This window comes from Bradyrhizobium diversitatis, assembly GCF_016031635.1.
In the GTDB taxonomy this organism is placed as follows: Bacteria; Pseudomonadota; Alphaproteobacteria; order Rhizobiales; family Xanthobacteraceae; genus Bradyrhizobium; species Bradyrhizobium diversitatis.
In genome coordinates, this window is sequence record NZ_JACEGD010000009.1 from 90,110 (window position 1) to 113,129 (window position 23,020).

Consider the following 23,020-nt stretch of genomic DNA (forward strand, 5'->3'; position numbering starts at 1 on the left):
GTCGCGCGACAAGCCCGAAGTCCGGAGTTGTTATGTCTGAAGCGACCGCCCAAAAGATTCCCGTGACTGTCCTGACCGGCTATCTCGGGGCCGGCAAGACCACGCTCCTGAACCGTATCCTGTCCGAAAACCACGGCAAGAAGTACGCCGTCATCGTCAACGAATTCGGCGAGATCGGCATCGACAACGACCTCATCATCGGCGCCGATGAGGAAGTGTTCGAGATGAACAATGGTTGCATCTGCTGCACCGTGCGCGGCGACCTCGTCCGCATCATGGACGGACTGATGAAGCGCAAGGGCAAGTTCGACGCCATCATCGTCGAGACCACCGGCCTTGCCGATCCCGCGCCAGTCGCGCAGACCTTCTTTGTCGACGAGGACGTGCAGAAGAACGCGCGGCTCGACGCGGTCGTCACGGTCGCCGACGCCAAATGGCTGTCCGACCGGCTCAAGGATGCACCCGAGGCCAAGAATCAGATCGCCTTTGCCGACGTGATCGTCCTGAACAAGACCGACCTCGTCTCCAAGGGCGAGCTTGCCGAGGTCGAGGCCCGCATTCGCGGCATCAACCCCTATGCGAAACTTCACCGCACCGAGCGCTGCTCGGTCGCCCTGGCCGACGTGCTCGACCGCGGCGCGTTCGACCTCGACCGCATCCTCGACATCGAGCCGGACTTCCTGGAGGCCGACGATCATGACCATGATGATCACCATCACGGCCACGACCATCACCACCATGATCACGGCCACGGCCTGAAGCACTATCACGACGAGGAAATGCAGTCGCTCTCGCTCAAGACCGACAAGCCGCTCGATCCGAACGTGTTCATGCCCTGGCTCCAGAATCTGGTGCAGGTCGAGGGCGGCAAGATCCTGCGCTCGAAGGGCATCCTCGCGTTTCACGACGACGACGACCGCTACGTCTTCCAGGGCGTCCACATGATGCTGGAGGGCAACCACCAGCGGAAGTGGAAGGAGGGCGAGCCGCGCGAGAGTCGTCTCGTTTTCATCGGCCGCGAATTGCCGGAAGAGGCCATCCGCAAGGGTTTCGAGAGCTGCATCGTCTCGTGATGAAAGAGTTCACGCCGCCTCCCGATTCCGCCTCGATCGTCTCCGTGACCGACCGCGTCAAGCCTGTTACGCTCGGCATGGCCGTGACCTCGGTGCATTTCCTCGGTCCCCGCGCTGCCTTCGTCGGTGGCGAGGAGAACGTTGCGTTCGTCGATGGCAAAGGCGAGATCGACACGGTTGCCGTGCACAGCGGCGGCATTCTCTCGACCGCTTCCGACGGCAAGCGCCTCGTGATGGGCGGCGACGACGGCAAGGTCGTCTCGCTCGATGCCAAGGGCGAAGTGACGTTGCTCGCCACCGACCCTAAGCGGCGCTGGATCGATGCGGTGGCGCTGCACGCCGACGGTGCCTTCGCCTGGTCGGCCGGCAAGACGGCCACCGTCAAGAGCGGCAAGGCCGAGGAGAAGTCGCTCGAGGTGCCCTCGACCGTCGGCGGCCTCGCTTTCGCGCCGAAAGGCCTGCGGCTCGCGATCGCGCATTACAACGGCGTGACGCTGTGGTTTCCGAACATGGCGGGATCAGCCGAATTCCTGCCCTGGGCCGGTTCGCATCATGGCGTCAGCTTCAGCCCGGACAACAAATTCCTGGTCACCGCGATGCACGAGCCGGCGCTGCATGGCTGGCGGCTGGCCGACAACAGGCACATGCGCATGACCGGCTACCCCGGCCGGGTCCGCTCGATGTCCTGGAGCGCGGGCGGCAAGGGGCTCGCGACCTCGGGGGCCGACACCGTCATCGTATGGCCGTTCGGCAGCAAGGACGGCCCGATGGGCAAGGAGCCCGCGATGCTCGCCCCGCTGCAGGCGCGCGTGTCGGTCGTCGCCTGCCATCCCAGGGATGATATCCTCGCCGCCGGCTACAGCGACGGCACCGTGCTGATGGTGCGCCTGAAGGATGGCGCCGAGATCCTGGTCCGCCGCAACGGCACGCCGGCCGTGGCCGCGCTTGCCTGGAACGCCAAGGGGACGCTGCTGGCCTTCGCCGATGAAAATGGGGACGGCGGCCTGCTGGAGCTTTAATCTGTCATCGTTCCGGCCGTATAGGGGGCCATGCGGTTTCTGACGACCTTCCAGCTTGCCGACTTCGGCGACACGCTGATCAGCCTGACCACGGCCTTCGTGCTGGGAACGCTGATCGGCGCCGAGCGGCAGTACCGCCAGCGCACCGCGGGCCTGCGCACCAACGTGTTGGTTGCCGTCGGCGCTGCCGCCTTCGTCGATCTCGCCATGCAGCTGGACGGCGCCGACGGTGCTGTGCGGGTGATCGCCTATGTCGTCTCGGGCATCGGCTTCCTGGGCGCCGGCGTCATCATGAAGCAGGGCATGGACGTGCGCGGGCTCAACACCGCGGCGACGCTATGGGCTTCGGCCGCGGTCGGCTCCTGCGCCGGTGCCGACATGATCGCGCAGGCGGCCGCGTTGACGGTCTTCGTCATCGCCGGCAACACCATGCTGCGCCCGCTGGTCAATGCCATCAACCGCATCCCGCTGAACGAGAAGGCGCTGGAGGCGAGTTACTATTTCAAGCTCGCGGTTGCGGCCGACGCTCTTCCGGATATGCGCGACCGGCTTGTCGAGAAGCTCGAGGCCGCGAAATATTCGGTGGCCGATATCGACGTGGCCGAAATCGGTGAGGACGTTCTCGAGATCGCCGCACGGCTGGTCGCGACCGCGGTCGATCCGAACGAGCTGAACGCGGTGGCGACAGATCTCCAGCATTTGCCGGGCGTGCGCCACGCCACCTGGGAGGTGAGCACGACCGATTGAGCGGCGCGGCGTTTTGGCGCGCAAGGGGCGGGTTCCCGCTTCTTTGGCCCTGGAACCGGCGCGCCGCGGTTTCGTTGATTCCGCGGACAAAGGCGGTGATCGATATGCCCGGCCAAGATGAGAAGCGCAGACTGAAGCTCGATCTGACAATTGCCGGCGCGTTGTTCGCAGCAGGCGTCGTGGTGTCAGTGATATCCCTCGCGCAAATCCGCGCCGAAAGCCGGATGGAACTGGCCCAGGCGACGCCACCGCTCCAGGGCACTCCGTCCGACGATCAGAACAAGACGCCCGCGGAGTCCAAGCCCGGCGGTGACCGGCCGACCACGCCGGCCCCCGAGCCCGCGCGACCGGATTCCCAGACGCAGGGTGCTGCCACCAAGCCCGCATTGCCGCAGGCGCCGGCCGAGAAGATCGCGCCGCCGATCGAGAAGAAGTAGCTGGCGGCCGCGCTCCCAGCCACGCACTCGGTGTCATCCCCCGCGAAGGCGGGGGATCCAGTATTCCAGAGACAGCGATGGGATACGGAGAAGCCGCGGCTTACTGGGATGCCCTGGTCAAGCCGGGGCATGACAATCGAGCTTGGGGCGAGAAGCATTGGCCCCCTCACCGCACCAGAATATTCCGGAACTGCCAGGGATCGCTGGTGTCAATATCCTCCGGAAACAGTCCAGGACGATCCGTCAGCGGCGTCCAGTCGGTGTAGAAACCCCTGACCGGGCCGAGATAGGGCATCTGGATCTCCAGCAGGCGATCGAAATCCATCTCGTCGGCTTCGACGATGCCTTCGTTTGGGTTCTCCAGCGCCCACACCATGCCGCCGAGCACGGCGGAGGTCACCTGCAGGCCGGTGGCGTTCTGATAGGGCGCGAGCTTGCGGGTCTCTTCGATGGAGAGCTGCGAGCCGAACCAGTAGGCGTTCTTGTCGTGGCCGAACAGCAGCACGCCGAGCTCGTCGATACCGTCGACGATCTCGTTCTCGTCGAGGATGTGGTGCTTCTCCTGCATCCTCCCGGCGCGGCCGAACATTTCATGCAGCGACAGCACGGCATCGTCAGCCGGATGGTAGGCGTAGTGGCAGGTCGGCCGATAGACCGCCGTGCCCGATGCGTCACGCACGGTGAAGTAGTCGGCGATCGAGATCGACTCGTTGTGGGTGACGAGGAAGCCATATTGCGCGCCGCGGGTCGGGCACCAGGTGCGCACGCGCGTATTTGCGCCGGGCTGCATCAGATAGATGGCGGCGCCGCAGCCGGCTTCGTGGGTCCGTGCATTCTCGGGCATCCATTTTTCATGGGTGCCCCAACCGAGCTCGGACGGCTGCACGCCTTCCGACAGGAAACCTTCCACCGACCAGGTGTTGACGAAGACATCAGGCTCTTTCGGCGACTTGGAGCGCTGGGTGTCGCGTTCGGCAATATGGATGCCCTTGATACCGGCCTGCCGCATCAGATCCGCCCATTCTCCCTTGGTCTTCGGCCGGGGGGCATTGAGCTTCAGGTCGGCGGCAACATTGAGCAGCGCCTGCTTGACGAAGAATGAGACCATGCCGGGATTGGCGCCGCAGCAAGAGACGGCCGTCGTCGAGCCCGCCGGGCGCGCCTTCTTGGCGGCCAGCGTCACTTCGCGAAGGGCGTAGTTCGAGCGCGCATCCGGGCCCTTCGACGCATCGAAATAGAAGCCGAGCCAAGGCTCGTTGACGGTGTCGATATAGAGAGCGCCGAGTTCGTTGCAGAGCTCCATGATGTCGGTCGAGCCGGTATCGACCGAGAGATTGACGCAAAAACCCTGGCCGCCGCCCTCGGTGAGCAGCGGGGTCAGCACCTCGCGATAATTGTCCTTGGTCAGGCCCTTCTGGATGAACCTGACATTGTGCTTCTCGCAAAGCGCCTTGCGGCCCTCGTCCTTGGGATCGAGCACGGTGATGCGAGACCTGTCATAGTCGAGGTGCCGCTCGATCAGCGGCAACGTGCCTTTGCCGATGGAGCCGAAGCCGACCATGACGATGGGACCGGTGATCTTCGCGTAGATCTGCGAGGCGGGGCTCATGGGATGGTTTCTCCGGAAAGTGCTGGCAGACAAGGGTGGGGGTGGATCAGGCGCTGCGGCGCTTGTCAGATGCTGCGGCGCTTTTTAGACGCCGCGGCGCTTGGCGGTGACTTCGATCTCGACCTTCATCTCGGGCTTGGCGAGGGCGCTGACGACCAGCAAGGTCGCGGCCGGCCTGATCTCGCCGAGGACCTCGCCGCAGACGGCGAAGTGGGCATCGATGGTGCTGGCGTCGGTGACGTAGTAGGTCGCACGAACGATATCGGCCATCTCGAATCCACCCTCCTTCAGGGCGGCTTCGATGGTCTTGAAGCAGTTGCGTGACTGGCTCGTGACATCGGCCGGCATCGTCATCGTCGTGTAGTCATAGCCGGTCGTTCCCGCGACGAAGGCAAACTCGCCGTCGATCACGGCGCGGCTGTAGCCAACGGTCTTCTCGAGCGGAGAGCCGGTGGAGATCAGGCGACGGGGCATGGTGATGGGCCTCGACTGAAGGGGTGGTTTTGCGGGGTTAAAGGGCGTTTTTCGCGCCTGCGCAACCCCAAAGGAAGCCGGCGCAGGCGCGTTTGGGCGCTGCCGCTCGGTACGGTGCGCTCTTCGCTATGAAGGCGATCTCTCAGGCCGCGTGCGCCTCAGGTGCGCGAACCGCCCTCCGTTTGGGTAGGGCCGCGCCGGTCGGGACGATCATCCCTTCGGCGCCATCGAGCGCGCCATCGGTGAATTCGACCGCCAGCAGGTGGTCGCGCTCGAACGGGCCGGGCAGCGAGAGCTCGCCGGTCTTCTCCGCCGAGAACCCGAAGCGGGCGTAATAGGGCGCGTCGCCGAGCAGGATTACGGCGGCATGCCCGCGCGCCCGGGCGGCGGCCAGCGCTTGACGCATCAGCGCGGCGCCAATCCCGAGCTCGCGGCAGGCAGGGTCCACCGCCAGCGGTCCGAGGACCAGAGCGGGCCTGCCTCCGGCGCTGACATGCCACAGCCGCACGGTTCCCACGAGCTTGCCCTCGCGCACGGCGGCCAGCGCGAGGCCGGCGGCAGGTGCGCGCCCGTCGCGCAGGCGCTGGCAGGTGCGGCCGTGGCGGGTCTCGCCAAAGCAGGCATCGAGCAGCGCCTCACGCATCGCGACGTCTCCAGCACGTTCCGCACGGATCACGAACGGAGCGGCTTTCGAGGTGAGGGCGATCTGTGTCTTCCGAGGAGCAGTCATGGCACGTCAGTCCCCGCTCGAATCCGTGCGCCAGGGGCACGCGGATTCGCGCGTCGTCAGAATGGCAATGTCAGGAAAGGAGCCGGCGGACCGGCTCCCGGGTTCGTCAGGCCTCTGGAACAGAGAGGCGGATCAGATGTGATACGTCCTCAGCGGCGGGATACCGTTGAACGCCACCGACGAGTAGGTCGACGTATAGGCCCCGGTGCCTTCGATCAGCACCTTGTCGCCGATCTCGAGCGTGACGGGAAGCGGATACGGGTTCTTCTCGTACAGCACGTCGGCGCTGTCGCAGGTCGGACCTGCGAGCACGCACGGCGTCATGTCCGCGCCGTCGTGACGGGTGCGGATGGCGTAGCGGATCGACTCGTCCATGGTCTCGGCGAGACCGCCGAACTTGCCGATGTCCAGGTAGACCCAGCGGACCTCGTCCTCGTCGCTCTTCTTCGAGATGAGCACGACCTCGGATTCGATGATGCCGGCGTTGCCCACCATGCCGCGTCCCGGCTCGATGATGGTCTCCGGGATCTGGTTGCCGAAGTGCTTGCGCAGCGCGCGGAAGATCGAGCGGCCGTAGGTCACCACCGGCGGCACGTCCTTCAGGTACCTGGTCGGGAAGCCGCCGCCCATGTTGACCATGGACAGGTTGATGCCGCGCTCGGCGCAGTCGCGGAACACCTGCGAGGCCATCGCCAGCGCACGGTCCCACGCCTTCACCTTGCGCTGCTGCGAGCCGACATGGAACGAGATGCCGCACGGCTCCAGCCCCTGGCGCTTGGCGAGGTCGAGCACCTCGACAGCCATCTCCGGGTCGCAGCCGAACTTGCGCGACAGCGGCCACTCGGCGCCGGCGCAGTCATAGAGGATGCGGCAGAACACCTTCGCGCCCGGGGCGGCACGTGCGACCTTCTCGACCTCGGCGGCGCAGTCCACGGCGAACAGCCGGATGCCGAGCGCGAAGGCGCGCGCGATGTCGCGCTCCTTCTTGATCGTGTTGCCGAAGGAGATGCGGTCGGGCGTCGCACCCGCGGCCAGCGCCATCTCGATCTCGGCGACGGTCGCGGTGTCGAAGCAGGAGCCCATGGACGCGAGCAGGGCCAGCACTTCCGGCGCCGGGTTCGCCTTGACGGCGTAGAACACGCGGCTGTCGGGCAGCGCCTTGGCGAAGCTCTGGTAATTGTCGCGCACGACCTCAAGGTCGACGACGAGGCACGGCTCGGTGTCGAGGCCATCCTTGCGGCGGTTGCGCAGGAATTCCTGGATACGTTCGGTCATGGCACTCTCCAAACGGCCCAGCGACGGGCCCGTTCAAAACATGACGTCGGATAGGAGTGCTCTGGCCGGATCGCGCGATGGAGGCGCGACGAAGCCAAAAGACTCAAACCAGACTGTGCTGCCGTGGATTGGTTGGGAGTGTTCCCGCCCGCACACCTGGCAATGAAGGACAAGCCTTTTCAGTAGCCCGCGCCGGCGTTGGACTGCCGGTAGAGACCAAAAAAGCCCGATCCGTCGTTGCTTTAAGTCGCGTCCCCCGTTGAGAGCGGGGTGCGCCGGTTCGCCTCCGGCTGCCAGTCACGGTTGCAAAGAGTAAAGTCACCTTCGACATGGCACCTCTTTGAGAGAGATGCTGGGCACTCCGGGTTTGCTCCGTCGTCTGACCTCGTCTTGCGACGTTGGGTCTTTCGACTTCTGCACTTCCGAAGAGCCCCTCGGCTTCTTCACCCCTTGGCGGCTGTCCGGCCTCTTGTCCGGATACCTACCGACTGACACACGACCACAGGCACGTGCGAAATTGGGCAAATCCGCACATAAGCGTTTTGACTCTGCTTCGCAAGAATTTTTTTAGGCTGGCAACCGAATTGCCTAACATCTGCTTGCGCAGTGTTGCGCGAGCGACGCGGAAGATGAACGCGCGTTAAGCTTCTTCGGGCAGCGCGCGTGTCTGTCGCGCGTGAGCGTCAGCCGCGCTTCGTGAACGGCTCGACGCGCTGCGCTCCGCGGATGAACGCGGTCATCACCAGTACGCCGAGTGCGAACAGCACGGCCTGGAGGATGTGGGCGCCCTGGTCGCCGAGCCCGAACAGGATCGCGAGCGCCCAGCCGCCGGCAAAGGCCGCGCCGAACACCTCGGCGCCGATCAGGATGGCGGCGCTGATGACGGTGATGACGCTCGGCCAGGCGATCTGACGGGAAGATGAGGAAGGCGCGTTCATGAGCTCAGGATCCGTAGCTTCGAAGGGGCGCAATCTCCCCGAAAAGGCGGCCGGGAGCAAGGGTAAATGGCCCAAAAAAGCCCCATCGCGTGCTATAGCTGGCCGCAACAATCGAGCCACGAATTCGGGACTTGTGATGTCAGAAACCCGCCAAACTACGGACGCCGAGACCAACCCGCTGCTGAAGGCCTGGACGACGCCGTTTGCGACCCCGCCCTTCGACGAGATCAAGCCGGAGCACTTCCTCCCGGCGTTCGAGCAGGCCTTCGCCGACCACTCCGCCGAGATCGCGGCGATCATCAACGATCCGGCGGTGCCCGACTTCGCCAACACCATCACGGCGCTGGAGCGCTCGGGCAAGCTGCTGAGCAAGGTCGCGGCGGTCTTCTACGACCTCGTCTCGGCGCATTCCAACCCGGCCATCCTGGAGATCGACAAGGAGGTCTCCTTGCGGATGGCGCGGCACTGGAATCCGATCATGATGAACGCCGTGCTGTTCGGCCGCATTGCCCAGCTGCACGAGAACCGCGCCGATCTTGGGCTCACGCCCGAGCAGCTTCGCCTGCTCGAGCGCACCTACACCCGCTTCCACCGCTCCGGCGCCGGTCTCTCGGAGGAGGCCAAGGCGCGGATGGCCGAGATCAACGAGAGGCTGGCCCAGCTCGGCACCGGCTTCAGCCACCATCTGCTCGGGGACGAGCAGGAGTGGTTCATGGAGTTGGCGGAGGCCGACCGCCAGGGCCTGCCGGAGAGCTTTGTCGCCAGCGCCAAGGCTGCGGCAGAAGAGCGCGGCATGGAAGGCAAGGCCATCGTCACGCTGTCGCGCTCCTCGGTCGAGCAGTTCCTGAAGAGCTCGGCGCGGCGTGACCTCCGCGAGAAGGTCTACAAGGCCTTCATCGCGCGCGGCGACAACGGCAACGCCAACGACAACAACGCGACCATCGTCGAGATCCTGAAGCTGCGTGAGGAGAGCGCCAGGCTCCTGGGCTACCCGACCTATGCCGCCTACCGGCTCGAGGACTCCATGGCCAAGACGCCGGATGCGGTGCGGAGCCTGCTCGAGCGGGTGTGGAAGCCGGCGCGGGCCCGCGCGCTCGCGGACCGCGACGAGATGCAGGCGCTGATCACGGAAGAGGGCGGCAATTTCAAGCTCGCGCCCTGGGACTGGCGCTTCTATGCCGAGAAGCTGCGTCTTCAGCGCGCCAATTTCGACGACGCCGCGATCAAGCCTTATCTTGCGCTCGACAACATGATCGCCGCCGCATTCGACTGCGCCACGCGCCTGTTCGGCGTCACTTTCGAGGAACGCAAGGATGTTCCGGTCTGGCACCCGGACGTCCGGGTCTGGGAGATGAAGGGCAGGGACGGCAAGCACAAGGCGTTGTTCTATGGCGACTACTTCGCCCGGCCCTCGAAGCGCTCCGGCGCCTGGATGACCTCGCTGCGCGACCAGCAGAAGCTCGACGGCGATGTCGCGCCGCTCGTTCTCAACATCTGTAATTTTGCCAAGGGCGCCGGCGGCGAGCCTTCGCTGCTGTCGCCCGACGATGCCCGCACCCTGTTCCACGAGTTCGGCCACGGCCTGCACGGCATGCTCTCCAACGTGACCTACCCCTCGCTGTCGGGCACCTCCGTGTTCACCGACTTCGTCGAGCTGCCCTCCCAGCTCTACGAGCACTGGCAGGAGCGGCCCGAGGTGCTGCAGAAGTTCGCCCGCCATTACCAGACCGGCGAGCCGCTGCCGGACGAGCTGCTGCAACGGTTCCTGGCTGCGCGAAAATTCAATCAGGGCTTTGCCACGGTCGAGTTCGTTTCCTCGGCGCTGGTCGACCTCGAATTCCACACCCAGCCGGCCGCCGCCGCGCAGGATGTCCGCGCCTTCGAGCGGCGCGAGCTGGAGAAGATCGGGATGCCCGAGGAGATCGCGCTGCGGCACCGGCCGACGCAGTTCGGCCATATCTTCACCGGCGATCATTATGCCGCGGGCTATTACAGCTACATGTGGTCGGAGGTGATGGACGCCGATGCCTTCGGCGCCTTCGAGGAGGCCGGGGACATCTTTGACCCCGCCGTCGCTAAGCGCCTGCACGACGACATCTATTCGAGCGGCGGATCGGTCGATCCCGAAGCTGCCTACGAGGCCTTCCGCGGCCGCCCGCCCGAGCCCGACGCGCTGCTGCGCCGCCGCGGCCTGCTCGACGACGCCAAGGCGGCCTGATGAGCATGCGCGCCCTGTTCGGATGCCTGCTCGCCGCCGTCCTATCTCTCGCGGCAGGCACGGCGCAGGCGCATCCGCATGTCTGGATCACCGCGACCAGCGAATTGCTCTATGCTGCCGACGGTAGCATCACCGGCGTGCGCCATGCCTGGACCTTCGACGACATGTTCTCGGCCTATGCGGTGCAGGGGCTCGAGAGCAAGACCAAGGGCGCCTATACGCGCGAGGAGCTGACGCCGCTGGCGCAGACCAATGTCGAGTCGCTGAAGGAATACGCCTACTTCACCTTTGCGCGAGCCGACGGCAAGAAGGAGAGATTCCAGGAGCCGGTCGACTACTTCCTCGACTACAAGGACACAGTGCTGACCCTGCACTTCACGCTGCCGCTGAAGAACCCGGTCAAGCCGAGGCAACTGGTGCTCGAAGTATTCGACCGTTCCTTCTTCATCGACTTCCAGATGGCCAAGGACAATCCGGTCAAGCTGGTCGGCGCGCCCGCGGGCTGCCAGATGAAGCTGGAGCGACCGAACGACGGCACCGCGAGCGCGCAGAAGCTGAACGAGCAGACCTTCCTGAACGGCGAGAACTCGAATTTCGGCATGATGTTCGCCAACAAGATCACGGTGGATTGCCCTTGAAGCCGCAACTCTCTCCGCTCGCGCGCGGGCTGCTCGCCTGCACCGCCGTTCTGCTGGTCGTGGGCATGGCCGATGCCGCGCTCCATGATCTGCTCGCGCAAAATCCGTTCGGCGCGCCGCGACCGGCGCAGGCGGCCGAGCCTGAAGCCGGCGGCGTCATCGGCTGGCTGCTGGCAAAACAGTCGGAGTTCTATCGGCAGATGTCGTCGACCATCCGGGCCGCGAAGTCGGACGGATCGGCGGTATGGACGCTGCTGTTCATCTCGTTTGCCTATGGCATCTTTCACGCCGCCGGTCCCGGCCACGGCAAGGCGGTGATCGCCTCCTACCTGGTCGCCAACCGCGAGACCGCGCGGCGCGGCATTGCGCTGTCCTTCGCCTCCGCCCTGATGCAGTCGCTGGTGGCGATCCTCATCGTCGGCATTTCGGCCTGGATCCTGAATGCGACCGCAAAGACCATGTGCAAGGCGGAAGGGGTGATCGAGATCGCGAGCTACGCCCTGATCGCGCTGTTCGGCCTGCGCCTGGTGTGGGTCAAGGGCGGCACTTTCATCCGCGCGCTTCAGGCCGCCCAGCCGGTGCCGGCGATTGCGGGCGTGCCGCACCATCATGATCACGATCATCACCATCATCGTGAGGCCCATGCTCATCATGACCACGATCACGGGCATGATCACCACCATGGCCACAGCCACGCTGACCATGACTACGGCCATGGTCACGTCCACGACGAGCATTGCGGCCACTCCCACGGCCCCACCCCCGGCGAGCTCGCCGGCCCCGGCGGCTGGCGGCGCGGGTTCGCTGCGATCCTGACCGTCGGCATCCGCCCGTGCTCGGGTGCGATCCTGGTCCTGGTTTTCGCACTGGCCCAGGGCCTGTTCTGGGCCGGCGTCGCCGCAACCTTCCTGATGGGTCTCGGCACCGCGATCACGGTCGCGGCCATCGCGATCGTCGCCGTCTCCGCCAAGGATATCGCCGCCCGCCTCAGCGCCGGGCGCGACGGCGGCGGTGCGCTCTTCATGCGCGGCATCGAATTCGGCGCCGCCGGCCTCGTGCTGCTGTTCGGTGTCGGCCTGCTGTTCGGCTACATCGCCGCCGAACGGACGACGTGTTTTTGAGGACGCGCCTGCGGTTCGCGGCGCTAGCTGGACACGACAGTCGTACACCTTGCTCCGTCATTGCGAGCGTAGCGAAGCAATCCAGAGTGTCTCTGCAGCGGCAGTCTGGATTGCTTCGTCGCAAGGGCTCCTCGCAATGACGAGGATGGACCATCCTGGCCATGGCACCTTTGCGAACTCCCTCCGGTCCGCTATTCACATCATCAAACCAAACAAGAACGTCTCGGGGGATACCATGTCGCGCGAAGATTTCTGGTTCTTCCACCCATTCCGGGTGCGCTATTCCGAGATCGACGGCCAGGGTGTCGTCTTCAACGCGCATTACCTGACCTATTTCGACACCACCATTACCGAATATTTCCGCGCGCTGGGCTATGACCAATATGCTGATGCTCAGGCGAGCGGCATCGATTTTCACGTCGTCAAATCGCTGATCGAGTACAAGGCGCCGGTCCGCTTCGACTGGGAGCTCGACGTCGGCGCGCGCGTGGCGCGGATCGGCAATTCGAGCCTCGTCTTCGAACTCGCCATCTTCCGCAAGAGCGGCGCCGACGCGCTGGTGACCGGCGAGATCGTCTGGGTCTACACGGACCAAAACACCCATCGTCCGGTCACGATCCCGGCATCGATGCGGGCGCTGATCGGGACGCGCGAGCGTCATTTGGCGGTGTGACGCCGCCTCACACCGGCAGGAACCGCTTCAAGGCCGGCATGAAGAAGATCCCGAGGTTGATCGCAAAGCCGATGCTCCAGAGGATCGAGCGCAGGGTCGGGCGGTTGCCGAGATAGGTCAGCACATAGGCGAGGCGCACGATCAGGAACAGCGCCGCGAGCTCGTCGATCAGGCGCTGCGGCGAGTCCCGGTATTCGGCAAGCAGCACCGCGAAGGCGAAGAACGGAAAGGTCTCGATGCCGTTCTGATGCGCCCCGAGTGCGCGCTGCGAGAGGGCGTCCTCATAAAAGGCGGGATCGCGCGGCCGGGAATTGTCGAAGCGGCGAAACCTGATCCATTTGACCGAGGCAATCGTTGCCAGATACAGCAGCAGCGCTCCGAACACGCACCATTCCGCGAGCGTCATCTTGCCTCCCCCCGCTTGGGTGCGACCCTAGCGAACCCCGGCTCATCTTGACAAGTTCGGACCAACGCGCGACCCACAGAGCCATGACCAGTGTCGTCCCCATCGAGACCACGAGACCGGCCACCCGATCCACCTTGCCGCGCGTTGGCGTGCTCCTGGTCAATCTCGGAACGCCTGACACCGCCGATGCACCGGGCGTACGGGTCTACCTCAAGGAGTTCCTCAGTGACGCCCGCGTCATCGAGGACCAGGGCCTGATCTGGAAGCTGGTGCTGAACGGGATCATCCTGCGCAGCCGTCCCCGCACCAAGGCGTTGGACTACCAGAAGATCTGGAACACCGAGCGGAACGAGTCGCCGCTGAAAACCATCACGCGCTCGCAAAGCGACAAGCTCGCAGCAGCCTTGTCGGATCGCGGCCACGTCGTTGTCGACTGGGCGATGCGCTACGGCAATCCCTCGATCAAAGCGGGCATCGACACGCTGATCGCGAAGGGGTGCGAGCGCATTCTGGCCGTGCCGCTCTATCCGCAATATTCCGCCTCGACCTCGGCGACCGTCTGCGACGAAGTGTTCCGCGTGCTGGCCCGCTTGCGCAACCAGCCGACGCTGCGGGTGACGCCGCCCTACTATGAAGATGCGGCCTATATCGAGGCGCTCGCGACCTCGATCGAGGCGCATCTGGCGACGCTGTCCTTCAAGCCGGAGCTGATCGTGGCGTCCTTCCACGGCATGCCGAAATCCTATGTCGAGAAGGGCGATCCCTACCAGCAGCACTGCATTGCCACGACAGAGGCGCTGCGCCGCCGGCTCGGCATGGACGAGACGAAGCTGCTGCTGACCTTCCAGTCGCGCTTCGGCAATGACGAGTGGCTCCAGCCCTACACCGACAAGACCATGGAGCGGCTCGCGAAGGAAGGCGTGCGCCGCATCGCGGTGGTGACGCCGGGATTTTCCGCCGACTGCCTGGAGACGCTGGAGGAGATCGCGCAGGAGAACGCCGAGATCTTCAAGCACAATGGCGGCGAGCAGTTTTCCGCGATCCCCTGTCTCAACGATAGCGTGTCAGGCATGAACGTGATCCGCACCCTGGTGCTGCGCGAGCTTCAGGGCTGGATCTGATGGGCGCCCCATGAACCGCCGTGAGTTCCTGGCGCTTCTCGGGATGATCGTGGCGCTGCCGGCCCCGGCACTGGCGCAGCCGCCGAACGCGGCGCGGCGGCTCGGCGTGCTCTCGGTCACGGCCGCCGATGACGCGATCGGGCGGGCGCGCAGCACGATCCTGGTCGAGGCGCTCGCCGGCCTTGGCTGGAAGGAGCGCGACAACCTCAAGATCGACTGGCGCAGCGGCGGCGGCGACCGCGCGCGCATCGCGCAGCTTGCGGACGAGCTGATCGCGCTCAAGCCCGACATCCTGCTCGCGATTGGCACGCCCTCGGTGGAGGAGCTGCGCCGGCGCACAACGACGATCCCGATCGTGTTCGCCGTCGTCACCGATCCCGTCAGCCAGGGCTTTGTCGAAAATCTCGCCCATCCCGGCGGCAACATCACCGGCTTCACCGATTATGACGGTCCGCTCGCCGGCAAATGGCTGGAGATGCTGACCCAGGTCACGCCACCCGTCCGCCGCGTGCTCGTCGTCTACAATCCCGCCACCGCGCCGTTCGCGCCCCTGATGCTCCGCACCATCGAGGATGCCGCACGGACGTTGCACGTGACGGTCGAGCCCGCGCCGGTCCATGACGCCGCCTCGATCGGGGCGCTGGCTTCGCGGAAGGACGGCGCCATCCTGGTCCTGCCGGATTTCTTCACCATGGCCAACCGCGCGCAGCTGCTCTCGGTGATCGCACAGGCGCGCGTGCCTGCGGTATTCTGGAGCCGGACCTTCGTCGGCGAGGGCGGGCTGATGTCCTACAGCACCGACAGCGCCGAGCAGCTCCGGCGTGCGGCGGACTACATCGACCGCATCTTCAGGGGTGCGCAGGCGGCCGACCTCCCGGTCCAGAACCCCACCAAGTTCGAACTGGCGATCAACCTAAAGACGGCCAAAGAGCTTGGCGTGACGCTTTCCGAAGGCCTCCTGGCAATCGCGAACGACGTCATCGAATGACGCCGCCCGCTGCGGACGGCATGGCCGGATGTGTTGATATGTGTCGGTGGGTGGGCGCCGCTCGCTTTCAAGAGCCTGTCGCAAATACATATCGCGAGCATTCCCTCTCCGCGCCACTTGTGCAGAATCGCACCGATATCGACGTTACGCGCGACCGCTGAACCGGTAGGATCGTGATGCCGACCAATGACAGCGCCGGAAAGGGCTTTTTCCCGGCTTGGAGGAGATATGAGCGGTTTCGACATTTTCGCTATTGTTCTGGTGTTGCTCGTCATCGTCACGCTGGTGGCCGGCGTGAAGACGGTGCCGCAGGGCTATGACTGGACCATCGAGCGGTTCGGCAAATACACGCAGACGTTGAGCCCCGGCCTCAATCTGATCGTGCCCTATTTCGATCGCGTCGGGCGCAAGATCAACATGATGGAGCAGGTGATCGACATTCCCGAGCAGGAGGTGATCACCAAGGACAACGCCACCGTGACGGTGGACGGCGTCGCCTTCTACCAGGTGTTCGATGCCGCAAAGGCGAGCTACGAGGTCGCCAATCTCAACCAGGGGATCACGGTCCTCACCATGACCAACATCCGGTCGGTGATGGGCTCGATGGACCTCGACCAGGTGCTGTCGCATCGCGACGAGATCAACGAGCGCCTCTTGCGCGTCGTCGACGCCGCAGTCTCGCCCTGGGGCGTCAAGGTCAACCGCATCGAGATCAAGGACATCGTGCCTCCTGCTGACCTGGTCGAGGCCATGGGCCGGCAAATGAAGGCCGAGCGGGTCAAGCGCGCCGACATCCTCGCCGCCGAAGGCCAGCGCCAGTCCGAGATCCTGCGCGCCGAGGGCGCCAAGCAGGGCCAGATCCTCCAGGCGGAAGGCCGCAAGGAAGCGGCTTTCCGCGACGCCGAGGCGCGCGAGCGGTCGGCGGAGGCCGAGGCGAAGGCAACCCAGATGGTCAGCGAGGCGATTTCCAAGGGCGACGTCGCCGCATTGAACTATTTCATCGCCGACAAATATATCAAGGCGTTCGGGCAACTCGCGGACTCGCCGAACCAGAAGGTCATCATGCTTCCGGTCGAAGCGATGAGCATGCTGGGCTCGCTCGCCGGCATCGGCGAGATCGCCAAGGCGACGTTCGGCGAAGGCGCGGTGTCCGCGGCCGCCCGCCGTGGCTCGGTGCCGTCGTCCCGTCCGACGCCGCCGACCGTGCCGCCGCAGTGACGGGATCACCCACAGAGGCCGTATCATGACCGACATGTTCGTATCGCTCGGCACCTGGAACTGGCTGATCTTCGGCTTCGTCCTGATGGCGCTGGAGGTGCTGGCGCCGGGCATCTTCCTGTTCTGGCTCGGACTGGCTGCGCTGCTGGTTGGGCTGATCTCGTTCGCGGTCGGCATCTCCTGGCAGATTCAGCTCGTGATGTTTGCGATCTTCGCCGCCGCCGCGGTGCCGGTGTGGCGCCGCCTTGCCAGGCCGAAGCCGGATGCGAGCGCGAGCCCCTTCCTCAACAAGCGCAGCGAAGCGCTGCTCGGGCGCGAGTTCACGCTGGAGAAGCCGATCGTCGACGGCAGCGGCACCATGCGTATCGGTGACACGGTGTGGCGCGTTGCCGGTCCGGATACGCCGGCCGGAACGCGGGTCAAGGTGGTGCAGGTCGACGGTGCGAACCTGACGGTGGCCGCGGCGTGAGGATTCTTCGCCTCTCCCCGCGCGCGGGGAGAGGCCGGATTGCATCGCAGATGCAATCCGGGTGAGGGGGACTCTCCGCGAGTCCATCTTTCACCGTCTGCGCGGAGGCTCCCCCTCACCCCGACCCTCTCCCCGCAAGCGGGGAGAGGGGGAAGAGTTCTTCCACCGCTCCGCAAACCTGTGCAGCGGCATGAATGTCTCGCACAAGTCCCGCCCCAGCGGCGTCAGCCCGTAACCGCCGCCGTCACCCAGCTCCACGAACCCAGCCTCGCGCAGCTCCGTCAGCCGCGCTTGCAGCACCGTCGGCGAAGCCTCGTCGCAGGCGCTGCGCAGCGCGCGCGAGCTGAGGGGCTGTTCCCGCAACTCCCACAATATCCGCAAGGTCCAGCGCCGGCCGAGCAGGTCGAGCAGCGCCATGATCGGCCGCCCGGTGCGCGAGCCGCGGACGCTGCGGGTCTTCGAGCCAGCCTGTTTCGCCATCGTCGCCTCTTGCGTCGTGCTACAAATAATGTAGCGTATTGCTACGATAAATGTAGCACAGGAACCGGGCCCATGTCAGAAGCCGCACCGCGCGTCGCCCCGCTCGCGCCACCTTATCCCCCGGAGATCCAGGCGCAGTTCGACCACATCATGCGCGGCGCGCCGCCGCTGGTGCTGTTCCGGGTGATGGCGGGTCACAGCCGCGCCTGGGACAAGTTTCGCGCCGGCGGCCTGCTTGATCCCGGCCCGCTGTCCTTGCGCCAACGCGAGATCGTCATCGACCGCACCTGCGCGCTGAACGGATGCGAATACGAATGGGGCGTGCATGTCGCGATCTTTGCCGGGTCGGCAAGGCTCACCGCCGATGAAGTGCGTGCGACGGTGCAGGGCGATGCGACGTCGTCGTGCTGGTCGCCTGCCGAGCAGGCGCTGATCGTGGCCGTGGACGCGCTGCATCACCGCGCGACGTTGAGTGACGCCGAGTTCACCGCGCTGTCGGTGCACTACGACGAGGCGCAGATCCTGGAGATCATGCTCCTGTGCGGCTTCTATCGCACCGTGTCGTATCTGGCGAACGGGCTGCGACTGCCCCTGGAGGAGAACGCGGCGCGGTTTCCCGCTGCGCTCTAACCGTCGTCATTGCGAGCCACATCCTCGCTGTCATTCCGGGGCGCGCGAAGCGTGAACCCGGAATCTCGAGATTCCGGGTTCGATGCTTTGCATCGCCCCGGAATGACTCCGTGGAGAGTGCGCGCGCCTTAAGCCACCCCCGCGCGCAGCAGGTCGTGCAGATGCACGATGCCGACCACCTTGCCCGCCTCCGTCACCAGCAGCGTCGTGATCTTGCGGGTGTTCAGCACCTCGATCATCTCGGTTGCGAGCATCGAGGGCGGCACGGATTTGGGCTGCTTCGTCATGATCTCATCGACCGTCACCGTCAAAAGGTCGGGCCGCATGTGGCGGCGCAGATCGCCGTCGGTGATGATGCCGACGGCCTCGCCCGCAGCGTTGACGATGCAGACGCAACCGAGCCCCTTGGCCGACATCTCGACCACAGCCTCCGACATCTTGGTGCCTTCGGGCTTGACCGGAATCTCCGCGCCGGTGCGCATGTAGTCGCGAACGAATTTCAGCATCGCGCCCAGCTTGCCGCCGGGGTGGAAATGCGCGAATTCCAGCGCGGTGAAGCCGCGGCCTTCGAGCAGCGCAATCGCGATCGCGTCGCCGATCGCGGCCTGCATCAGCGTCGAAGTGGTCGGCGCCAGATTGTGCGGGCAGGCCTCGCGCGCCTTCGGCAGCTCGATCACGAGATCGGCAGCCTGGCCGAGCGACGACGACGCGTTCGACGTCACCGCGATCATGGGAATCGCAAAGCGCGCCGAATAGTTCACGAGGTTCTTCATCTCCGGCTGCTCGCCGGACCAGGACAGCGCCATGATGACGTCGTCGGTGGTGATCATGCCGAGGTCGCCATGGCCGGCTTCGGCGGCGTGCACGAAGAAGGCGGGCGTGCCGGTCGAGGCCAGCGTCGCCGCGATCTTGCGGCCCATGTGTCCGGACTTGCCGAGCCCGGTGACGATGACGCGGCCCTTGGCGTTGCGGATCAGGTCGACGACCTTCGCGAAGGTCGCGCCCAGTGGGCCGCGCAGGGCTGCGGCGAGCGCGTTGATGCCGCCGCTCTCGGTCTCCAGCGTGCGGAGCGCGGATTCGACGCTGTCGGGGATGGGGCCGGATGATGCGGTCATCAGCGGTTTCGAACTCGGCATAGTCTGGTCCAGGGAGGAGGGGCGTTCGCCCGTGGGCGCCTGCTTAGCACGCCCCGACAAGCGAGGCGACGACCGCTCCGACACCCTCAACGGGTCATTAACCATAATTGTTTTAACTCCATTAACGATGGTTCCTGCCGGCCGGCCGGGGCGATCGTGGAAGTATTTGATTTCGTTGAGGTTGTTCTATCGTGGGGTCGTCTCCAGGCACTGGCCGGAGCAAACGCGCGCATTTCCTGCGCGCGACTTTGCCATGCCTTGCGCTGACGGCCCTCGGAAGCGCCCCGGCGGCCGCCCAGAGCCTCACGCCCGACCTGTTCAATCCCAACCGCGGCGGCTTTGCCTCGCCCGACACGTTGCCGACGCGCCGTACGGCGGGCGTGCCGCAGGCGCCATCGGATGCATTGCCGACGCTGCCCGATCCCAATGCCGATCCGCGCAAGGCCCGCGAGACGCCGGCGACCTCGCGTATCGGTCAGGTCCCGACCTACGGCCTGCCCGCCGCCGGCGGCGCGAGCAGCTCCGGCTACGATTCGCTGAACCGCAAGCGGCAGCAGCCAAAGCTCTATCCTGGCCAACCGAAGCCGAAGCGCCCTGTCGGTCCAGGCTCACCGGTGCCACCAGCCACGCCGGTCGCGACGTTGGGACCACCGCGTATCGCGCCGCCGCCGTCCGAGACCGCGCACAAGGTCCCGGTGCCGCCGGCGATGGCGGGCAACGTGCCCGGGCAGCCGTTGCGGCGCCGCCTCAGGGCCGATGAGGATCCGTTCGGTGCCGTCGGCGATTATGCCGGCAGTTTCCTGATCAAGGGCGGGCTCGAGCTCTCCGCCGGCTACGACACCAATCCGACGCGCCTCAACAAGCCTGTCGGTTCGCCGGCCTATGTGATCGCGCCCGATCTGCTCGTGGTGTCCGATTGGGAGCGCCATGCGCTGGTCGCCGATCTGCGCGGCTCGTTCTCGGGCTACACCAACGACATGCCGGCGACGATCAACGGCCTCGCCTCGCCGTCGCCGGTCGAGGCCAACCGTCCCGACTTCACCGGCCATGTCGATGGACGGCTCGATGTCACCCGCGACTTCAAGCTTCTCTCGCAGCTGCGCCTGCGGCTCGCCACTGACAATCCCGGCAGCCCGAACGTGCAGGCCGGCCTGCAGAAATACCCGGTCTATGCCACTTACGGCACCACCATCGGCTTCGACCAGACCTTCAATCGCTTCCAGGTCGCCGCCGGCGCCACGATCGATCGCACGGCATACACGGATTCGAAACTCACCGATGGCTCGGTCTTCCCCAACACCGACCGCGACTTCAACCAGTATGGCGGCGTCGGACGCTTCTCCTATGATCTCAAGCCCGGCCTGAAGCCGTTCGTCGAAATCGAGGGCGACACCCGCGTCCATGACCAGGCCGCCGACCGCAACGGCTACTTCCGAGACTCGAACGGCGGCTATGCCAAGGTCGGCTCGTCGTTCGAGTTCTCGCGCATCCTTACCGGCGAGATCTCGGTCGGCTATTCCGCGCGCAACTACACCGACCCGCGCCTCAGCCAGCTCGCGGGCTTCCTCACCACGGGCTCACTGATCTGGAACGCCAGCGGCCTCACCACGGTGAAATTCTTCACCGACACGCAGATCAACGAGACCACGATCCCCGGGTCCTCCGGCGTCCTGGTGCGCACCTACGCCGCCGAAGTCGACCACGACTTCCGCCGCTGGCTCACGGCGGTCGGCAAGTTCACCTACGGCACCTACGACTACCAGGGCCAGAATCGCAACGACAAGACCTACTCGCTCGAAGGCAATTTGATCTACAAGCTCAACCGCAACATCTGGATCAAGGGCACGCTGCGCCACGACATCCTGGATTCGAACCAGGCCGGGTCGAGCTCGCAGGGGACGGTGATGCTGGTCGGGGTGAGGCTGCAGAACTAGGGGCGGATCGCGTTCGAGTGGATGCGGGTTTAGTTGATGGCGCTCTCACCATCACTCCGTCGTCATGCCCGCGAAAGCGGGCATCCAGTACGCTGCAGCGGATGTGGTGAGTGTGTGCTCTCGAACGCGGGTTTGTGGAATACTGGATCGTCCGCCTTCGCGGACGATGACAGCATCGTTTGAAGCCGGCAGCCGAGCGCAGCAGCTAACGCGGCAGATCCGTCTTCCCCATCAAAAACGTATCGATCGAGCGCGCGCACAGCCGGCCCTCGCGAATCGCCCAGACGACCAGCGACTGGCCGCGCCGCATGTCGCCGGCGGTGAACACGTTCGGGCGCGAGGTCTGGTAGTCGAGCGTGTTGGCCTTGACGTTGCCGCGCGGGTCGAGGTCGACCGCGAGCAGCTTGAGCAGGCCTTCGTGCACGGGGTGGACGAAGCCCATGGCGAGCAGGACGAGATCGGCATCGAGCTCGAACTCGGTGCCGGGAAGCGGCTTGAACTTGTCGTCGACGCGCACGCAATGCAGCTTCTTGACCTGGCCGTTCTCGCCCGAGAACTTCTGGGTCAGCACGGCGTATTCGCGGATCGCACCCTCGGCCTGGCTGGAGGAGGTGCGCATCTTCAGTGGCCAGTTCGGCCAGGTCAGGCCCTTGTTCTCGCGCTCGGGCGGCGCGGGCATGATCTCAAGCTGGGTCACCGACAGCGCGCCCTGGCGCAGCGAGGTGCCGATGCAGTCGCTGCCGGTGTCGCCGCCGCCGATGACGACGACATGCTTGCCGCCGGCCAGGATCTCCTGGACGCCGCCGAGCGGCTCCTCGGAGACGCGGCGGTTCTGCTGCGGCAGGAAGTCCATGGCGTAGTGGATGCCTGACAGCTCGCGGCCGGGGATCGGCAGGTCGCGCGGGGCTTCCGCGCCGCCGGTCAGCGCCACCGCGTCGTACTCGTTGAGCATCTCGCGCGGATCGACATTGCCCTCGGCGCCGACATGGCTGTTGTAGCGGAAGGTGACGCCTTCGGCTTCCATCTGCGCCACACGGCGGTCGATGACGCTCTTCTCCATCTTGAAGTCGGGGATGCCGTAACGCAGCAGGCCGCCGGCCTTGGCGTACTTCTCGAACAGATGCACGTCATGGCCGGCGCGCGCCAGCTGCTGCGCACAGGCCATGCCGGCCGGACCCGAGCCGATCACCGCGACCTTCTTGCCGGTCTTCTCCGCGGCGACTTCAGGCTTGAGCCAGCCATTGTCCCAGGCGCGGTCGACGATCGCGCATTCGATGGTCTTGATGGTGACGGGGTTGTCGTCGATGTTGAGCGTGCAGGACGCCTCGCACGGCGCAGGACAAATGCGCCCCGTGAACTCCGGGAAATTGTTGGTGGAGTGCAGGTTGCGCGAGGCCTCTTCCCAATTGCCCTGATAGACGAGGTCGTTCCAGTCCGGGATCTGGTTGTTCACCGGGCAGCCGGGCGTGCCGGGCGCCACCGAGCCGGTGCCGTGGCAATAGGGGATGCCGCAGTTCATGCAGCGCGCGGCCTGGTCGCGCAGCTCCTTCTCGGACAGCGGAACGACGAATTCCTTGTAATGCTTCACGCGCTCGGCGACCGGAGTGTACTTGCGGTCGTGCCGTTCGATTTCCAGAAAACCCGTGATCTTGCCCATTAAACCCGAAGTCCCTGCCGCTTAAATTC

23 protein-coding genes are annotated in these 23,020 nt (G+C 65.4%); 14 read left to right on the forward strand and 9 right to left on the reverse strand.

The window, feature by feature from the left end; translation table 11 throughout:
- The first annotated feature begins 32 nt into the window (after window positions 1–32).
- The 4 genes from H1B27_RS10750 (at window position 33) to H1B27_RS10765 (ending at window position 3,276) form a co-directional block, all read left to right on the forward strand.
- Window positions 33–1,073 (forward strand): CobW family GTP-binding protein, encoded by a 1,041-nt coding sequence (locus H1B27_RS10750; RefSeq protein ID WP_197966033.1) that lies wholly within the window; start codon window positions 33–35, stop codon window positions 1,071–1,073.
- Window positions 1,073–2,092, forward strand: coding sequence for a WD40 repeat domain-containing protein (locus tag H1B27_RS10755; protein WP_197966095.1), 1,020 nt, complete (start codon window positions 1,073–1,075; stop codon window positions 2,090–2,092). Before H1B27_RS10750 ends, H1B27_RS10755 begins: the two co-directional genes overlap by 1 nt.
- Before the next feature lie 30 nt (window positions 2,093–2,122).
- Complete coding sequence (locus H1B27_RS10760; protein ID WP_061879219.1) at window positions 2,123–2,839, forward strand: MgtC/SapB family protein; 717 nt, start codon at window positions 2,123–2,125, stop codon at window positions 2,837–2,839.
- 104 nt (window positions 2,840–2,943) lie between these two features.
- On the forward strand, window positions 2,944–3,276 hold the full coding sequence (locus tag H1B27_RS10765; RefSeq protein ID WP_197966034.1) for a hypothetical protein: 333 nt from the start codon (window positions 2,944–2,946) through the stop codon (window positions 3,274–3,276).
- Between the two features lie 166 nt (window positions 3,277–3,442).
- Here the strand turns inward: H1B27_RS10765 and H1B27_RS10770 are convergent, their stop codons facing one another.
- From H1B27_RS10770 to H1B27_RS10790, 5 genes are all read right to left on the reverse strand, one after another.
- Complete coding sequence (locus H1B27_RS10770) at window positions 3,443–4,885, reverse strand: homospermidine synthase (RefSeq protein ID WP_197966035.1); 1,443 nt, start codon at window positions 4,883–4,885, stop codon at window positions 3,443–3,445.
- 84 nt (window positions 4,886–4,969) lie between these two features.
- Window positions 4,970–5,359: a RidA family protein gene (locus H1B27_RS10775; protein WP_197966036.1), complete on the reverse strand. Its 390-nt coding sequence runs from the start codon at window positions 5,357–5,359 to the stop codon at window positions 4,970–4,972.
- Window positions 5,360–5,501: 142 nt separating this feature from the next.
- Entirely contained in the window at window positions 5,502–6,089 is a 588-nt protein-coding gene (locus H1B27_RS10780; protein WP_197966037.1) for a GNAT family N-acetyltransferase, read from the reverse strand.
- 132 nt (window positions 6,090–6,221) lie between these two features.
- Window positions 6,222–7,364, reverse strand: a complete 1,143-nt coding sequence (locus tag H1B27_RS10785; protein ID WP_061879223.1) for a type III PLP-dependent enzyme — start codon at window positions 7,362–7,364, stop codon at window positions 6,222–6,224.
- Window positions 7,365–8,047: 683 nt separating this feature from the next.
- Window positions 8,048–8,302 carry a hypothetical protein gene (locus H1B27_RS10790; RefSeq protein ID WP_028179193.1) on the reverse strand — a complete coding sequence of 85 codons (255 nt, stop codon included), beginning with the start codon at window positions 8,300–8,302 and terminating at the stop codon, window positions 8,048–8,050.
- Window positions 8,303–8,438: 136 nt separating this feature from the next.
- Between H1B27_RS10790 and H1B27_RS10795 the strand changes: the two genes are divergently transcribed.
- The 4 genes from H1B27_RS10795 to H1B27_RS10810 all read left to right on the forward strand — a co-directional run bounded on the left by H1B27_RS10795 (window position 8,439) and on the right by H1B27_RS10810 (window position 12,952).
- The gene (locus tag H1B27_RS10795; RefSeq protein WP_197966038.1) at window positions 8,439–10,520 is read left to right on the forward strand and encodes a M3 family metallopeptidase; all 2,082 of its coding nucleotides are present in this window, start codon (window positions 8,439–8,441) and stop codon (window positions 10,518–10,520) included.
- On the forward strand, window positions 10,520–11,158 hold the full coding sequence (locus tag H1B27_RS10800; RefSeq protein ID WP_197966039.1) for a DUF1007 family protein: 639 nt from the start codon (window positions 10,520–10,522) through the stop codon (window positions 11,156–11,158). The genes H1B27_RS10795 and H1B27_RS10800 overlap by 1 nt, the downstream gene beginning before the upstream one ends.
- Window positions 11,155–12,279 carry a nickel/cobalt transporter gene (locus H1B27_RS10805; protein WP_197966040.1) on the forward strand — a complete coding sequence of 375 codons (1,125 nt, stop codon included), beginning with the start codon at window positions 11,155–11,157 and terminating at the stop codon, window positions 12,277–12,279. The genes H1B27_RS10800 and H1B27_RS10805 overlap by 4 nt, the downstream gene beginning before the upstream one ends.
- 235 nt (window positions 12,280–12,514) lie before the next feature.
- Window positions 12,515–12,952, forward strand: coding sequence for an acyl-CoA thioesterase (locus H1B27_RS10810; RefSeq protein ID WP_197966041.1), 438 nt, complete (start codon window positions 12,515–12,517; stop codon window positions 12,950–12,952).
- A gap of 7 nt (window positions 12,953–12,959) precedes the next feature.
- Here the strand turns inward: H1B27_RS10810 and H1B27_RS10815 are convergent, their stop codons facing one another.
- Window positions 12,960–13,358, reverse strand: a complete 399-nt coding sequence (locus H1B27_RS10815) for an MAPEG family protein (protein WP_194391378.1) — start codon at window positions 13,356–13,358, stop codon at window positions 12,960–12,962.
- 83 nt (window positions 13,359–13,441) lie between these two features.
- Between H1B27_RS10815 and hemH the strand changes: the two genes are divergently transcribed.
- The 4 genes from hemH (at window position 13,442) to H1B27_RS10835 (ending at window position 17,154) form a co-directional block, all read left to right on the forward strand.
- On the forward strand, window positions 13,442–14,479 hold the full coding sequence (hemH, locus tag H1B27_RS10820; RefSeq protein ID WP_197966042.1) for a ferrochelatase: 1,038 nt from the start codon (window positions 13,442–13,444) through the stop codon (window positions 14,477–14,479).
- Window positions 14,480–14,489: 10 nt separating this feature from the next.
- Window positions 14,490–15,467, forward strand: a complete 978-nt coding sequence (locus H1B27_RS10825) for an ABC transporter substrate-binding protein (RefSeq protein ID WP_197966043.1) — start codon at window positions 14,490–14,492, stop codon at window positions 15,465–15,467.
- Window positions 15,468–15,695: 228 nt separating this feature from the next.
- Window positions 15,696–16,685, forward strand: coding sequence for an SPFH domain-containing protein (locus H1B27_RS10830; RefSeq protein ID WP_124163255.1), 990 nt, complete (start codon window positions 15,696–15,698; stop codon window positions 16,683–16,685).
- A gap of 25 nt (window positions 16,686–16,710) precedes the next feature.
- The gene (locus H1B27_RS10835; RefSeq protein ID WP_197966044.1) at window positions 16,711–17,154 is read left to right on the forward strand and encodes an NfeD family protein; all 444 of its coding nucleotides are present in this window, start codon (window positions 16,711–16,713) and stop codon (window positions 17,152–17,154) included.
- Window positions 17,155–17,244: 90 nt separating this feature from the next.
- Here the strand turns inward: H1B27_RS10835 and H1B27_RS10840 are convergent, their stop codons facing one another.
- The gene (locus tag H1B27_RS10840; protein WP_197966045.1) at window positions 17,245–17,634 is read right to left on the reverse strand and encodes a winged helix-turn-helix transcriptional regulator; all 390 of its coding nucleotides are present in this window, start codon (window positions 17,632–17,634) and stop codon (window positions 17,245–17,247) included.
- A 72-nt stretch (window positions 17,635–17,706) separates the two neighbouring features.
- Here H1B27_RS10840 and H1B27_RS10845 point away from each other — a divergent pair, with 72 nt between their 5' ends.
- Window positions 17,707–18,264 carry a carboxymuconolactone decarboxylase family protein gene (locus H1B27_RS10845; RefSeq protein ID WP_197966046.1) on the forward strand — a complete coding sequence of 186 codons (558 nt, stop codon included), beginning with the start codon at window positions 17,707–17,709 and terminating at the stop codon, window positions 18,262–18,264.
- 128 nt (window positions 18,265–18,392) lie between these two features.
- Here H1B27_RS10845 and H1B27_RS10850 read toward each other — a convergent pair whose 3' ends face one another.
- Window positions 18,393–19,400, reverse strand: a complete 1,008-nt coding sequence (locus H1B27_RS10850; protein ID WP_197966047.1) for a KpsF/GutQ family sugar-phosphate isomerase — start codon at window positions 19,398–19,400, stop codon at window positions 18,393–18,395.
- 191 nt (window positions 19,401–19,591) lie between these two features.
- On the opposite strand from H1B27_RS10850, the gene H1B27_RS10855 reads away from it, so the two are divergent.
- Window positions 19,592–21,334 carry an outer membrane beta-barrel protein gene (locus H1B27_RS10855; RefSeq protein WP_197966048.1) on the forward strand — a complete coding sequence of 581 codons (1,743 nt, stop codon included), beginning with the start codon at window positions 19,592–19,594 and terminating at the stop codon, window positions 21,332–21,334.
- Between the two features lie 205 nt (window positions 21,335–21,539).
- Here H1B27_RS10855 and H1B27_RS10860 read toward each other — a convergent pair whose 3' ends face one another.
- On the reverse strand, window positions 21,540–22,991 hold the full coding sequence (locus H1B27_RS10860; protein ID WP_197966049.1) for a glutamate synthase subunit beta: 1,452 nt from the start codon (window positions 22,989–22,991) through the stop codon (window positions 21,540–21,542).
- Window positions 22,992–23,020: the final 29 nt, after the last annotated feature.

Excerpts from the sequence above, each read along its gene's own strand:
- H1B27_RS10750 (WP_197966033.1), top strand. The coding sequence starts at position 33 with ATGTCTGAAGCGACCGCCCAAAAGATTCCCGTGACTGTCCTGACCGGC.
- H1B27_RS10755 (WP_197966095.1), top strand. The coding sequence starts at position 1,073 with ATGAAAGAGTTCACGCCGCCTCCCGATTCCGCCTCGATCGTCTCCGTG.
- H1B27_RS10760 (WP_061879219.1), top strand. The coding sequence starts at position 2,123 with ATGCGGTTTCTGACGACCTTCCAGCTTGCCGACTTCGGCGACACGCTG.
- H1B27_RS10765 (WP_197966034.1), top strand. The coding sequence starts at position 2,944 with ATGCCCGGCCAAGATGAGAAGCGCAGACTGAAGCTCGATCTGACAATT.
- H1B27_RS10770 (WP_197966035.1), bottom strand. The coding sequence starts at position 4,885 with ATGAGCCCCGCCTCGCAGATCTACGCGAAGATCACCGGTCCCATCGTC.
- H1B27_RS10775 (WP_197966036.1), bottom strand. The coding sequence starts at position 5,359 with ATGCCCCGTCGCCTGATCTCCACCGGCTCTCCGCTCGAGAAGACCGTT.
- H1B27_RS10780 (WP_197966037.1), bottom strand. The coding sequence starts at position 6,089 with ATGACTGCTCCTCGGAAGACACAGATCGCCCTCACCTCGAAAGCCGCT.
- H1B27_RS10785 (WP_061879223.1), bottom strand. The coding sequence starts at position 7,364 with ATGACCGAACGTATCCAGGAATTCCTGCGCAACCGCCGCAAGGATGGC.
- H1B27_RS10790 (WP_028179193.1), bottom strand. The coding sequence starts at position 8,302 with ATGAACGCGCCTTCCTCATCTTCCCGTCAGATCGCCTGGCCGAGCGTC.
- H1B27_RS10795 (WP_197966038.1), top strand. The coding sequence starts at position 8,439 with ATGTCAGAAACCCGCCAAACTACGGACGCCGAGACCAACCCGCTGCTG.
- H1B27_RS10800 (WP_197966039.1), top strand. The coding sequence starts at position 10,520 with ATGAGCATGCGCGCCCTGTTCGGATGCCTGCTCGCCGCCGTCCTATCT.
- H1B27_RS10810 (WP_197966041.1), top strand. The coding sequence starts at position 12,515 with ATGTCGCGCGAAGATTTCTGGTTCTTCCACCCATTCCGGGTGCGCTAT.
- H1B27_RS10815 (WP_194391378.1), bottom strand. The coding sequence starts at position 13,358 with ATGACGCTCGCGGAATGGTGCGTGTTCGGAGCGCTGCTGCTGTATCTG.
- hemH (WP_197966042.1), top strand. The coding sequence starts at position 13,442 with ATGACCAGTGTCGTCCCCATCGAGACCACGAGACCGGCCACCCGATCC.
- H1B27_RS10825 (WP_197966043.1), top strand. The coding sequence starts at position 14,490 with ATGAACCGCCGTGAGTTCCTGGCGCTTCTCGGGATGATCGTGGCGCTG.
- H1B27_RS10830 (WP_124163255.1), top strand. The coding sequence starts at position 15,696 with ATGAGCGGTTTCGACATTTTCGCTATTGTTCTGGTGTTGCTCGTCATC.
- H1B27_RS10835 (WP_197966044.1), top strand. The coding sequence starts at position 16,711 with ATGACCGACATGTTCGTATCGCTCGGCACCTGGAACTGGCTGATCTTC.
- H1B27_RS10840 (WP_197966045.1), bottom strand. The coding sequence starts at position 17,634 with ATGGCGAAACAGGCTGGCTCGAAGACCCGCAGCGTCCGCGGCTCGCGC.
- H1B27_RS10845 (WP_197966046.1), top strand. The coding sequence starts at position 17,707 with ATGTCAGAAGCCGCACCGCGCGTCGCCCCGCTCGCGCCACCTTATCCC.
- H1B27_RS10850 (WP_197966047.1), bottom strand. The coding sequence starts at position 19,400 with ATGCCGAGTTCGAAACCGCTGATGACCGCATCATCCGGCCCCATCCCC.
- H1B27_RS10860 (WP_197966049.1), bottom strand. The coding sequence starts at position 22,991 with ATGGGCAAGATCACGGGTTTTCTGGAAATCGAACGGCACGACCGCAAG.